11 protein-coding genes are annotated in these 12,245 nt (G+C 71.7%); 2 read left to right on the forward strand and 9 right to left on the reverse strand.

Translation table 11 applies throughout. From position 1 onward, the window contains the following. Positions 1-75 precede the first annotated feature (75 nt). A complete protein-coding gene (locus ACGH7X_RS39945) occupies positions 76-1,602 on the reverse strand; it encodes an AMP-binding protein (RefSeq protein WP_399895710.1) in 1,527 nt (508 codons plus the stop codon). Between the two features lie 127 nt (positions 1,603-1,729). Between ACGH7X_RS39945 and ACGH7X_RS39950 the strand changes: the two genes are divergently transcribed. Beyond that, positions 1,730-1,972, forward strand: coding sequence for a phosphopantetheine-binding protein (locus ACGH7X_RS39950; protein ID WP_333748503.1), 243 nt, complete (start codon positions 1,730-1,732; stop codon positions 1,970-1,972). A 53-nt stretch (positions 1,973-2,025) separates the two neighbouring features. On the opposite strand, the gene ACGH7X_RS39955 is transcribed toward ACGH7X_RS39950, so the two are convergent. From ACGH7X_RS39955 to ACGH7X_RS39975, 5 genes are all read right to left on the reverse strand, one after another. Then, positions 2,026-2,994: an ACP S-malonyltransferase gene (locus ACGH7X_RS39955; RefSeq protein WP_399895712.1), complete on the reverse strand. Its 969-nt coding sequence runs from the start codon at positions 2,992-2,994 to the stop codon at positions 2,026-2,028. 20 nt (positions 2,995-3,014) lie between these two features. Beyond that, on the reverse strand, positions 3,015-4,274 hold the full coding sequence (locus ACGH7X_RS39960) for a pyridoxal phosphate-dependent aminotransferase (RefSeq protein ID WP_399895715.1): 1,260 nt from the start codon (positions 4,272-4,274) through the stop codon (positions 3,015-3,017). Between the two features lie 13 nt (positions 4,275-4,287). Beyond that, the gene (locus ACGH7X_RS39965) at positions 4,288-5,667 is read right to left on the reverse strand and encodes a KamA family radical SAM protein (protein WP_399895717.1); all 1,380 of its coding nucleotides are present in this window, start codon (positions 5,665-5,667) and stop codon (positions 4,288-4,290) included. A gap of 6 nt (positions 5,668-5,673) precedes the next feature. After that, positions 5,674-6,522 (reverse strand): mycofactocin-coupled SDR family oxidoreductase, encoded by an 849-nt coding sequence (locus tag ACGH7X_RS39970; protein ID WP_399895720.1) that lies wholly within the window; start codon positions 6,520-6,522, stop codon positions 5,674-5,676. A gap of 305 nt (positions 6,523-6,827) precedes the next feature. Continuing rightward, positions 6,828-7,094, reverse strand: coding sequence for a PqqD family protein (locus ACGH7X_RS39975; RefSeq protein ID WP_399895722.1), 267 nt, complete (start codon positions 7,092-7,094; stop codon positions 6,828-6,830). 380 nt (positions 7,095-7,474) lie between these two features. On the opposite strand from ACGH7X_RS39975, the gene ACGH7X_RS39980 reads away from it, so the two are divergent. Continuing rightward, a complete protein-coding gene (locus tag ACGH7X_RS39980; RefSeq protein ID WP_399895725.1) occupies positions 7,475-7,681 on the forward strand; it encodes a hypothetical protein in 207 nt (68 codons plus the stop codon). 61 nt (positions 7,682-7,742) lie between these two features. On the opposite strand, the gene ACGH7X_RS39985 is transcribed toward ACGH7X_RS39980, so the two are convergent. From ACGH7X_RS39985 to ACGH7X_RS39995, 3 genes are all read right to left on the reverse strand, one after another. Beyond that, positions 7,743-9,845, reverse strand: a complete 2,103-nt coding sequence (locus tag ACGH7X_RS39985; RefSeq protein WP_399895728.1) for a condensation domain-containing protein — start codon at positions 9,843-9,845, stop codon at positions 7,743-7,745. Between the two features lie 458 nt (positions 9,846-10,303). Then, a complete protein-coding gene (locus ACGH7X_RS39990) occupies positions 10,304-11,128 on the reverse strand; it encodes a BTAD domain-containing putative transcriptional regulator (protein WP_399895731.1) in 825 nt (274 codons plus the stop codon). Positions 11,129-11,359: 231 nt separating this feature from the next. After that, positions 11,360-12,214: a BTAD domain-containing putative transcriptional regulator gene (locus ACGH7X_RS39995; RefSeq protein WP_399895733.1), complete on the reverse strand. Its 855-nt coding sequence runs from the start codon at positions 12,212-12,214 to the stop codon at positions 11,360-11,362. Positions 12,215-12,245 lie beyond the last annotated feature (31 nt).

The following is a 12,245-nucleotide window of genomic DNA, read 5'->3' on the forward strand; positions in this document are numbered from 1 at the left end:
CGGCACGGGACGGCCCGCACCCGGCGTGCGGGCCGTCCGCACCCGGCGTGCGGGCCGCACGGGGCCCGCCGCGGGTCACGGCAGGCCGGCGGCCCGGCGGGCGAGTTCGCCCCGGTCGATCTTGCGGTTGGAGTTGAGGGGAAACTCCGCCAGGTGCCGGTAGTCCCTCGGCAGCATGCCCTTGGGCAGCGCGCCGCGCATCTCCCGGGCGAGCACGGCCGCCGGCACGGGATCGCCGGTGTAGAAGACGACCAGTTCGGCCCTGTCCTCGGCGGTCCGCGTCACCACGACCGCGTCGCGCACCGCGGCGCAGCCGCGGACGGCGTGCTCGACCTCCGCGAGCTCGATCCGCCACCCCTGCACCTGCACCTGGGAGTCGAGACGGCCCAGGTAGACGAGTTCGCCGTCGGCCGGGCGGCGGACCCGGTCCCCGGTGCGGTAGTAGCGAGCGCCGTCGTGCCGCAGGAAGCGGCCCTCGTCGTCGCCGGGGTCGAGGTATCCCCTGGTGAGCTGCGGCCCGGCGACGCACAGCTCGCCCTCGGGCTCCTCGGTGGGCCGTCCGTCCTCGCCGAGCAGCAGGTACTCGTGGCCCTCGTGCACGCGGCCGATGGGCACCAGCCCGTTGACGCAGCGGTCCGGCGAGGTCCCGGGCTCCCAGCGGTGCCCGGTCACGGTGATGGTCAGCTCGGTGGGCCCGTAGATGTTCTCCAGCGTGGAACGGGGCGCGGCGGCCTGCCAGTCGGCGGCGTCGTCCTGACGCAGCGCCTCGCCGGCGAACAGGCTCCAGCGCAGCTGGGCCATCGCGCCGGGGACCAGCCCGCCGAGCCGCCGCACCATGGTGATGGCGCTCGGCGTGGAGAACCACACGGTCAGTCCACGGTCGGCCAGGTACCGGGGCAGGTCGCGATAGGCACCGGCGGGCACCGCGTCGACGGCCGCTCCCGCGCCCCAGGCGCAGAACAGGTCGAACATCGCGCAGTCGAAGTTCAGGTCGAAGGTCTGCGAGAAGACGTCGGCGGCGTGGAAGTCGTACCGCTTGTCGGCCAGCTGGAAGTAGTGGTGCGCGCTGTCGTGCGAGATGGGCACCCCCTTCGGACGGCCGGTGGAGCCCGAGGTGAACAGCACGTAGGCGGTGTCGTCCGCCGCGACGGGCAGCGGCCTGTCGAGGGCGGGTCCGGTGGACGGTGTCCGGTGCGCCGCAGGCCCCCCGTCGGCGAGAAGGGCGGGCAGTTCGAGTCCGGTCTCCTTCAGCGCCGCCAGCCCCCGGCCGTCGGCGATCACCGCCCGCACCCCGGCGGCCTCCAGCATCCGGCGGGTGCGGACGGCGGGGAACTCGGCGTGCAGGGGGACCACCGTGGCACCTGTGTAGAGCGCGGCCAGGAGTGAGAGGTAGGCGTCCGCGCTCTTGCCCGCCACCACACCGACGGCAGCGGGCGGGCGGTCGAGACCGGCGAGGAGGGCCCCGGCCCGGGCGAGCGCGGTCTCGTGCGCCTCCTCGTAACTGATCCTGCGGTCGCCGTCCCGGACGGCGGTACCGGTCGGGGAAATGCGCAGGCCGGTGAGAAAACGTTCGTACAACGGCCGCCCGGCGGTGCTTTCCATGGTTCCTCCAGATTCCTGAATAGGGGTCAGAGAAGGGTTGCGCCCATTCCAGTCGCCCCCTTACTCATGGAAGTGCGAGCCACCACCTGCTGGGTCGCCGGAATACAGCGAGAAAACGGAGCCTGTTATGTGGAATGAGCAGTTCGAGGAGATTCTCCGCAGCCACCTTCCCTTCCTGGCGAAAGAGCAGGAGATCCAGGAGGACGACGATCTGCGTGACCTCGGCCTCGATTCGATGGGAATGGTCGGTCTGATAGCGGATCTGGAGAGCGGCCTGTCCATCCGCTTCGCCGACGACATGATGCGGATGGAGAACTTCGCCACCCCGGGCACGCTGTGGCGGGGCCTGGCGGCCCTGATACCCGCCTGATCCCACGTGCCGACGTGCGAGCGCCCTCCGCCGAGCCGGCGGAGGGCGCTCACTCACGCGGCGGACCGGCGCACGGGTCTGCGCGGGGCGGTGCGGCGCGGTCGCATGGCCGCGTCGGGCGTCAGCCGGACCACCTCGAAGCTGCGGGTGGTCAACGCGACCCGGCCGAAGAGCGCGTCCGGGCCGGCCACCCGCACCGTGCCGACGCCCAGTTCCTTGAGCGTGCCCACCACCTCGGGCCAGCGGACCGGTCGCACATAGCCGTCCAGCAGCATCGCGCGGATGTCGTCGGCCGTCTTCAGTACCCGTCCGTCCTGGTCGGCGACGACCGGCAGCGCGGGCTCGTGGAAGGTGAGGCCGGAGAAGATCTCCCGCTCGACGGTGTCGCGCAGGTCCCCGAAGGCGGCGCAGTGCATGGGGGGCCGCATGGTGTAGATCGGCATGCCGCCCAGGGCGCGTATCCGCTCCTTGAACCGGGGCAGGCCCTCCTCGCGCAGCGTGTACATCCAGAAGTCGTCGTCGATGTGGCACGACAGGTCGTGCCACTCCCCCCGTTCGTCCAGCTCGGCGAGGACGACGGCCAGCTTGTCCGCCGGCGTACGGGCGAAGGACTGCGTGACGACGTCCCGGTGGTGCTCGGCGAAGTACGCGCTCTCGTGGCGGTACATCTGCGCGGTCATCGAGACGGCGTCCTCGAAGCTCAGCGCGCCGGAGAACACGGCCGCCGCCTTCCCGCCGAAGCTCGCCCCCGCGATCACGGCGGGCTGCTCGCCCGCACCGTCGAAGGACCACCGGGCGAGCGCCACGCTGTTGACGAGGAACGCTACCTGGGCGTACTCGGAGTAGTCGTCCGGGTCGTCACGGAAACGTTCCAGCAGGTCGTAGCCGAGCACCTCCTCGGCCCGCTTGAGCAGGTCACGCGCGTAGGGGTTGGCGAGCATGAAGCGGGACACGTCCTCGAAGGGGGACGGCGCCATGCCCGGGAATACCACCGCGGTACCGCTGTGTGCTTCTGTGTCCATGGGTGTTCGGCCTCCTCCGGCTACGAGGTCAGCTTCACGAAGCTCTCCTCGAGCCGCGTGAGAACGTCGCGTATGTGGGGCAACCGCAGCGGGTCCGTCGCCTCCAGCGCCTCCTGCTGGCGGGCCCGGGTGTCTCCGTAGAGGAGGCTGGTGGCCATCTTGAAGCGCAGCGCGCCCTCGTCGTCCCCGAGGTGGTGCCCGGCCAGGACCACGACGCCGTACGTGTCGAAGAGGTGCTGGAACAGCGAGGGCGAGTCGGTGACGCCCCACTTGCCCGCCAGGTGCTCCCGCAGCGGCTCGAAGTCGGGGTAGACGTAGAACGCGCCGGTGGGCGGGCGGCACAGGGCGCCGGCCCCGGTCACGATGCGGTGCACCTCTCGAGCGACCGCGCCGTGCAGCCGGGCGCTGGCGGCGAGCCTGTCCCGGATCTCCGGCGGCTCGCTGAAGGCGTACTGGGCCACCTGCTGCATCGGCAGTGCCAGCGTGGACCAGATCTCGCTGGCGGCGGCGGCCACCGCGTCGTGGATCCGCCGTCCCCACGGCCCGTCCGGGAAGCGCATCGCACCGATGCGCCAGCCGCCCACGGCGAGGGTCTTGCTCAGTCCGGTGCTCACCACCGTGCGGTGCGGGACGACTTCGGCGGGGCTGAGGAACGGGGTGGCCGGGTCGTGCGTGATGTCCCGGTAGATCTCGTCCGAGACGATCAGCAGGTCCTCCTGCTCCGCGACGGCGCAGATCTCACGGATCCGCTCGGGCCCCGCGAGGGTCCCGGTGGGGTTGTCCGGGAGGGTGAGCACCACGATCCTCGGGTCGTGACCGTAGCCGCGGGCCGCCCGGATCTCCTGCCGCAGGAGCGCCGGGTCGGGGATGCCGCCGCAGTCCTGCGGGATGGGGACGCCGAACGCCCGCTTGCCCGCCAGGGCCACCTGCGGGGCGTAGGTGTTCCAGGCCGGCCGCGGGATGATCACGTCGCCGTCCACGACCAGCTGGACCGCCATGAGCAGCGGTTTGCTGCCGGGAGCGACGATCACCTGGTCCGGGGAGGTGGGCAGCCGCCGGCGTCCGAAGTACCCGGCGACGGCCTCGCGCACCTCCTCACCGCCGTGGATCGGGCCGTAGGCGTTGTGTGCCGAGCCCTCCGCGAGCCGCTCGGCCAGCGGGGGGAACACAGGCAACCGGGCTTCCCCGAAGCCGAGGTGGATCAGGGACTCCCCGGCCGCCTGGCGCCGGGCCACTGCCTGGTTGAGGGCGAGGTTGGGTGACAGCCTCGACTCCGACATCGATGGACTCCTCTCAGACGTCCGACCGGCCGTCTGCGTCAGTGGTTCCGGCCCCCGGGTCACCGGGCCGGCCGAGGAACGCCTCGCCGATGTCCGGTGGGGTCGAGGGGGCCAGTTCGAGCTCGTCCACCCAGGAGGCGCTGTCCGAGTACACGGCCCTGAACGGGCGCCCGACGAGCCGGGGATCGCGGGCCTGGAGCATCCGCAGCTGGAACAACCGGCCCTGCGGGGTGTCCTCGACACCGTCCACGGCGACCTTGCCGGGAGTCGCGGACATGACCGGGCCGCGCACCGTGCGCGCCAGCCCCGGAAGCTTCCGGTACGCCTCCTGGAAGATCGTCACCGCCTTGGCCAGCGGGATCTTGAAGTATTCGTGCGGACCGGTGTCCCGCTCGACGAACATGTAGTAGGGCACCGCGCCGAGGGAGAGCTGCGTGCGCCACATCGAGCTCCATACGGCGGCGTCGTCGTTGACGTGCGCGATGAGCGGGGCCTGGCAGTACACGAGCGCACCGGTGGACCTGATCCGGGAGATCGCCCGGCGGGCGATCCCGGTCTCCAGCTCCCGGGGATGGCTGAAGTGCGCCATCACGACAATGTTCTTGCCGGCGGCCACGACTTCCTCGAACAGCCGAAGGACGTCGTCCGCGTCGTGGTCGGTCACGAAGCGCTGGGGCCAGTAGGCGACGGACTTCGTACCGATCCGAATCGTGTTCAGCGTCCGCACGCCGAGCAGCGGCTCCAGGTGGTTGCGCAGCCGGTCGGTGGTCATGATCATCGGGTCGCCGCCGGTGACCAGCACGTCCTCCACCTCGGGGTGACCGGCGAGGTAGGTGAGCAGCCCCTTGGGATCGGGGGCGGAGAACTTCAGATCGGCGTCACCGACGAACTGCGCCCAGCGGAAGCAGTACGTGCAGTAGGCGTGGCAGGTCTGTCCCTGGCCGGGGAAGTAGAGCACCGTCTCGCGGTACTTGTGCTGCATCCCGGGCAGTTCAGCCCCCTCCAGCCGGGGCACGTTCAGGCTCATCTGCCCCGAGGGGTGCGGGTTGAGTCCCGCCCGGATCTCGGCGACCGTCCGGCGCAGCTCCCTCTTCCCGGCGGGGTCGGTCTGGCCCGCGAGCACCCCCAGACGCTTGGTGTCCTCCGTGCTCAGCATTCCCCGCTGGGGGAAGACCAGTTGGAAGATCGGGTCGTCCGGGATCCGTTGCCAGTCGACGAGCTCCTCCAGGACGTACTGGTTCACCCTGAAGGGCAGGACCATCGAGCTGAGCCGCACCGTCTCGGTGACGTCGTCGGGCAGCCCGTAGCGGGCGGCGATGTCGTCGATGTGGCGCGGCCCGTAGGCGCGGTAGCGCGCCGCCTCGTCAGAGGCCTGGGCCAGGAGGGTGGACACGGTGCGTCACCGGCCCTGCTTGACCAGTGCACCGCCGTCGATCCGGATGTTGGTTCCGGTGACGTAGCGGGATTCGTCGGATGCGAGGAACACCACGGCGCTGGAGACGTCGTTCACATCGACGAAGGGGACGGGCATCGACTGGATCGAGGCGAAGACCGGGAGCGCATCCTCCTGGGTCGGGTTCTCCAGGTCGGGGCGGAAGGTGCGGTACACGGTGTCGTTGAGCAGCAGCGGGGTGTCCACGTTGGTCGGGTGGACGGCGTTGACGCGGCGGCCGGAGGGGCCGAGCTGCGCGGCGAGGGAGGTCACGTAGTCGACGATGGTGTGCTTGGCGAACTTGTACGCGCCCATTCCGGGGCCGGCGATGGCGTCCTCGGGACCGTAGGGGGTGAAGGCCATCACCGAGCCGACGAGGATGACCGAGCCGCCCTCTCCGACGTGTGGGAGGGCCGCGTGCACGGTGTTGAGGACACCGACGAGGTCGATGTCGAGGGTGGTGGTGTAGCTGTCGACCGGAGCCTGGCCCAGCGGCAGGATGCCGGCGTTGGGGATGACTACGTCGAGCCGGCCGCCCAGTTCGGCGACTCCCTCGTCGATGGCCTTCTTCAGGGCGACCGCGTCACGGACGTCGACGCGCCGGGCGACCGCGCGACGACCGGTCTTCTCCACCAGCCGGACCGTCTCCTCGAGGTCCTCGGGACCGGCCAGCGCGTAGGTGGCGGCGTCGATGTCCTCGCAGAGGTCGATCGCGATGATGTCCGCGCCCTCCTCGGCCAGCCTGACCGCGTGATTGCGGCCCTGACCACGAGCGGCTCCGGTTATCACGGCAACTTTTCCTTGAACCCGGCCCATTGAGGTCCTCCCGAACCGATCGGCATCGTGCCTGATGCATTCCCCAGCAGTTCTACCGCTGGTTCCTCGGCCATTCGGCAGGCGCTCGCCCCTAACCGGGGCGAGACGCCATCCTCAGGGGCCCCTAGGGGACTCCGTCCCTTCGGAAAAGGCCACAGCGCGCGAAAGCGCTTCGCCGTAGGGGGAGTTAGGGGCTTTCGCGGACGCGGCCGGTGCTTGGACGATGGGTCGCACAGCGCCGGCGCGGCCCGTGTTCCGGCCGCAAGAAGCCGCGCGAACACCGGCGTGACGTCACCGCCGGTCGTTCACGTCGCCGTCCTCAGCAGTCCGTCCGCCACCAACCGCCGCGACCATGCGGCCATGGCGGCACGTACGGTGCCCGGGTCCGCGCCCCAGCCGTCCGCGAGCGCCTCGGAGGCGAGGTCCAGGAAGCCGTCGCTGTGCCGCAGCGCCATCCACATGGCGGTGCCCACGGGGGGACACCCGCGGACGCCCTGTCCCGTCGTCCGCAACTCCATGTGGCCGTTCTCCCGCACCGTCGCGGTCACTCCGTCAGCCGGAAGGATGCGCATCGCCCGCTCCTCTGTCGCTTGCCGTTCGGTCTGTCCCCCTAAGTGACGACCAGCCTCCTACGCCCTCGGGACAGCGGCCATGGGGGCAACCCCCCTTCCCAACACCCCCGGTGAGGGTGTTGCCAGCACCCCTCCCGCGCTGCGGACAACCCCAACGGAGGTGGCTTGCCCGGCGTCCTCGCGTCGACCTCGTCCATCCCTCGAGCGTGCTTCCGGCGGTTACCGGGACCCTCTCGAACACCGGGGCGCCGGCCTGTGCCGCGCCCGTTCCGCTCTCAGACGGGAGTCGTCCATGAGATGTCCCCTCCTACCGCCCCGCGGGGTCCCGGCCGACGCCGGACGCCGCGCGGGTCTCGTCACTGGTCCGGGCGGTGACGCCCGTGTCCTCTGACGGACAGGCCCGCGCCTACCCCGACGAAAGGATGCTGCTCGCCGGCATCGCCTCCGCCGTCTCCCTGGCCGGGGTGGGCTCCGCGGTATGGGCCGCGTGGCATGCCTTCGGGCGTGCCCGCAGGCTCAAGTCCGAGGCCGAGTCCCTCCGGGCGGCGGCCCATGGCCGCCCGGTCCCCGACCACGTGACTGTGTGACCTTCCGGCCGCTGGTCCCGTACGTCCCGTCAGGTCCGGGACCAGCGGCCGGCGCGCTCGGTCAGCTCTCCGCCGCCCGTCTGAGGGCTTCGGCCAGGGTGTGCGCGCCCTCGCCCTCCTCGCCGCTGCCGAGAATGACGGGCGGGGGGCTGTGCCCCGACTCCGCCATCCGCCGGGCGATCGCGTAGGCGGGCGCCCCCGCGCCGGAGAACCCGCCGAGAATCAGCCGCCCGGGTGCCTCGGCGAGCGGTCCCAGCGCCGCGGCACCCTGGTGGACCGCGTGCGGGGCGGTGCGCAGCAACATCAGTGCCTGCGTACCCTCGTAGCACCGCAGGAGTCCGTGGTGCCAGTCGTGGGGTGCGCCCGGGGCGCCCACGAGGCATACGGTCGCCGCGTCCGGTGTGCCCGGCGCACGCAGCGACACGAGCGCCCGGGCACGTGAGTCGCGCGCGGGCCTGGTGTGCAGGCGGGGCGTCCCGGCCTCGCCGAGCGTGCCGAGTACGTCGGCGACGGTCGTCGACTCGTCCGCGGCGCACGGCAGGCGGCGCAGCAGCCGGGAACAACGGTCGAGCATGGTCCGCGCTCCCGCGTCCCCCAGCGTCGCGCAGTCGTACACGGTGGACACAACGAGGCCGTCCCGCTCGTCGCGGTACGCCACGACATTGAGCGCCACCGGGGACGGCGCCCCCGTCAGTGCCGCGGGTCCGGCCCGGACGCCGTGTGCCGCGAGCGCCTCGGTGAGCGTGTCGTCCTCGACGGTGCGGTGCTCGAAGGTGAGGGAGACCTCGCCCGGCCCCGGTCGGTCGGCGAGCCCGAGCCAGTCGCGTATCCGGCCGGCGGGGACCCACTCGTACGCGGCCATGCCGAGGACCTGGTCACGAACGGTCCGCAGCAGCCGGGAGAACGTCTGCGCGGGGTCGACGGCGACGCACATCGGCAGCGGGACGGCCAGCGGCCCCGGGACGCGTTCGACGCCTTCCAGAAGGACGCCGCGGCCGGAGAACGTCACCCCGAGCACGACGGGGGCGGGGGTGCCCGCCGTGCCGGCGGCCCGGTACAGCAACAGGGCCCACACGGCCTGGAGGACACTGCTTTCGGTGACGCCCCGGCGTGCCGCCCACCGCGTCAGCCGCGCCGTCTCGGCCGGCGACAGCCGGGCGCTGCCTCGTCCGGTGCCGTCCTGCCCGGTCCGTTCGCCCCGGGCCGCCGGGCGCGGTGCGACGGGCGGCCGTCCGAGCGGCCGCCGCCAGAAGTCCCGTGCCGCGTTCAGGTTCCGGTCGTCCAGCCAGCGTGTGTAGTCGCGCAGGTCGGGCCGGCGTTCACCGCCGGGCAGCCGGCCTCCGCCGAGATAGGCGCGGTAGAACGTGCGCAACAGCAGGCGGACGCTCCAGGCGTCGAGCACGGAGCGGTGATAGGTGAGCGTCACGTCGACGGCGCAGGGCTCGGCCGACGACCCGTCCGGCGCTCCGTCGAGCAGGACCACGCGCAACAACCCCGGGCGCCGCAGGTCGAAGCCGCGCTCGCGTTCCGCCGTCAGCAGGGCTTCGCGGCTCGCCGAGGTGTCGTACGGGTGACGCACGACCTCCGGCACGCAGTGGTCGAACAGCACGGCCCTCGGCTGCGAGTCCCAGACGAAGGCGGAGCGCAGGACGGCCTCCCGGTCGAAGACGCACTGCCAGGCGGCGGTGAACCGGCCGGTGTCCAGGGGGCCGTGCCAGCGCCAGGTGAACTGCTCGACCTGCTGGTCCGGCAGGTGCAGGCCGGCCAGCAGTTCCCGCTGGAACGGGGTCACGGGGAAGGTCCGGGCCGGTCGCCGCGTGGGACGCGGGCCCGGCACGTCCGCACCGGCCCGGCTGTGCCCGGTGCTTCTCGCCACCGCCGCGGGGCCACTGGTGACCAGGTCCGCCAGCATGCCCGCGGGGCAGGTGGCCCAGTCTCCGAGTCCGGCGGGAAGTTCGAGCGTGTGGTGGTCGGCACCGTGCCGCAGCAGCCGGGGCTCACCGTGCGGTCCGGGGCGGCCGGTGGCGATCTGGGCGAGCGCGGTCCGCAGTACCGCTGTGTCGAGTCTGCCTCTCAGCTCCAGTACGGTGCCGGTGTCCGGAGCCCGGCACCCCGGGTCCAGGACCACGGTCACGCCCGGGACAGAGGACCGGTTGAACGGCATCGGCGCTTCTCCTCTCCTTCTCGGCACGAGAGGCACTGGTGGCGGCAGAACCCTGACACGGCCCAGGGATCCGAACCGCCGGCGTCCGTCGTCCGGACACGTGGATGTCCTCGCGACCGGGCGGGCCTTCGTAGTCGGCATGGGCACGGTAGCTGCGCGACCGGTGCCTGCCCGGCCGTCTCCGCCGGTCTCCTACCGCGTCCCGAGCGATCCTGGCCGCGGATTGCGCTCAGCGTGCGGTGATCGCGTCGGGGCCGTCGGCAGGTCCGGGTGGAGGGGGCGCCAGGGCGCTCGGGAGGGACTCCGTACCGCATGCCGCGCACCGCCCGGCCGCCGAGGATGCCTCCGGCGGCCGGGCCCGCTCCTCCCGAGGGCGGGCCGGAACCCGGCGAAGGCCCGAGCGGGCTCGGCTCCTCAGAGCCGGCGTCCGGGCTTCCGGTACCGGGCGGCCCGTGCGCTCACGCTGCCGTGAAGAGGTCGAACGTGGACGTACAGCGCGGTCCGGCCAGCACCTCGAGCTGCGGATCGACAGCGAGCATCGCCTGGTGCAGCCGCTGCAGTTGCGGCGAGGGTTCGACACCCAGCTCTTCGATCAGCCGGATCCGCAGCCTGCGGTAGGTCTCCAGCGCCCCTCCCTGCCGCCCGGAGCGGTAGAGCGCGACCATCGCCTGGGAATGCAGCCCTTCGTGGTGCGGGTGCCGGGAGGTCAGATCGGTGAGCTCGGCAAGGAGTTCGGCGTGCCGGCCGAGCCTGAGATCCGCGTCGATCCGCCGCTCCACGGTGACCAGGCGGCTCTCCTCCAGCCGTCTCACCTCGATCTCCAGGACCGGCCCGACCCGTACGTCCACCAGGGCCGGCCCCTGCCAGAGGGCGAGCGCCGCGCCGAACCGCTGGGCCGACACGGCGTTGTCGCCGGCTTCGAAAGCGGCCTGTCCTTCGCGCACCAGGTTCTCGTACTGGTGCACGTCCACGCTGCCCTCCGGAATCTGGAGCAGATACCCCCCGTGCCGGGTCACCAGGACGTCCTTCGCACTGCCCTGGGCACTCGGCCCCATCGCGGTGCCCAGACGTCTGCGCAGCTGGAGTATGTACGTCTGCAGGGTCGTCAGCGCGCTCAGCGGCGGCTCGGTCCCCCATATCTCTTCCATGAGTGTCGGGACGGGCATGACCCGTCCCGGGTAGAGCGCCATCAGCGACAGTATCTGCCGCGGCTTGGCCGCTGTAGGAACAATCGATCCCCCATTGACCTCGGCACTCAGCGGACCCAAAACCTGAATCTTCACGGTTTCCTCCGTAGTGGTCGAGCCCTTCGTCTGGTCCCTTTCCTGGCCAGAAACCTGCGTCGTGTCGCACGCTAGCCGGGGTCGTTCGCGCTCAGCGCTGTCCTGTAGCGGCCCTCAAGTGGATCTGCACGCGTCCTGCTGCGGCGGCGGTGCGGGCTCGGAACGGACGACAGCGCGCCAGCCGGGGCGGCGAGTGTGCCGCCCCGGCTGGCGCGTTCCGCGTGTCAGCGGTCAGTGGGCTTGCAGGAGAGGTGTGTCCCCCGTCGGAGCCATGGAGGGCATCGTTGTCCCCACCGGGGCGAGCGACTCCGGGCCGACAGTCAGGATCGACTGCTGGAGCCGGCGCAGCCGGCCCGAGGGCTCCAGGCCCAGGTCCCGGACGAGAGTGCCACGCAGCCGGTGATAGACCTCCAGCGCTTCGCCCCGCCGACCCGAGCGGTGGAGCGCCAGCATGAACTGGGCGTGCAGGTTCTCGTGGGTGCGGTAACGGCTGGTCAGGACAGTCAGCTCCGCCAGGAGTTCGCGGTGGCGGCCGAGGCGCAGATCGGCCTCGATGCGCTGGTCGAGGGCACACAGTCGGCTCTCCTCCAGCCGCTTGGCCTCCATCTCCAGTTGCGAGCCGGCGTGTACGTCGGCGAATGCGGAGCCGGTCCACAGGGTGAGTGCCTCGCGCAGCCGGCGTGCGGCGTTCGGGAAGTCCCCGCCGTCCATCGCGCGGTAGCCCATGCCCGCGAGCCGTTCGAACTCCCGCACGTCGCTACTGCCGCCGCTGGAGACGAGCTGGTACCCACCGGGCAGGGTCACCAGGACGTCCTTGGCACTGCGCGCGGGTGTCCCGTCGGCCGCGTCCTTCTGCAGCGCGGCGGCGATCAGTTCGCGCAGCTGCAGTATGTACGTCTGCAGTGTGGTGCGGGCACTGCGTGGCGGTCGGCCCGCCCACAACTCCTCGATGAGGGCACAGACCGGCACCGCTTGATCGACGTACAACGCCAGAAGGGCGAGTACCTGCCGAGGCTTCGGCGCCGTCGGGGCGACGGACGCCCCGTTCTCCCTGACGTTCAATGCGCCTAGTACATCAATGTCCACGTCAGTCCCCCTGAGTGATGTGTCGTGCAGC

This window comes from Streptomyces sp. BBFR51 (assembly GCF_044591655.1).
Lineage (GTDB): Bacteria > Actinomycetota > Actinomycetes > Streptomycetales > Streptomycetaceae > Streptomyces.

Coding starts and splice junctions, on each gene's coding strand:
- ACGH7X_RS39945 (WP_399895710.1), bottom strand. CDS start 1,602: ATGGAAAGCACCGCCGGGCGGCCGTTGTACGAACGTTTTCTCACCGGC.
- ACGH7X_RS39950 (WP_333748503.1), top strand. CDS start 1,730: ATGTGGAATGAGCAGTTCGAGGAGATTCTCCGCAGCCACCTTCCCTTC.
- ACGH7X_RS39955 (WP_399895712.1), bottom strand. CDS start 2,994: ATGGACACAGAAGCACACAGCGGTACCGCGGTGGTATTCCCGGGCATG.
- ACGH7X_RS39960 (WP_399895715.1), bottom strand. CDS start 4,274: ATGTCGGAGTCGAGGCTGTCACCCAACCTCGCCCTCAACCAGGCAGTG.
- ACGH7X_RS39970 (WP_399895720.1), bottom strand. CDS start 6,522: ATGGGCCGGGTTCAAGGAAAAGTTGCCGTGATAACCGGAGCCGCTCGT.
- ACGH7X_RS39975 (WP_399895722.1), bottom strand. CDS start 7,094: ATGCGCATCCTTCCGGCTGACGGAGTGACCGCGACGGTGCGGGAGAAC.
- ACGH7X_RS39985 (WP_399895728.1), bottom strand. CDS start 9,845: ATGCCGTTCAACCGGTCCTCTGTCCCGGGCGTGACCGTGGTCCTGGAC.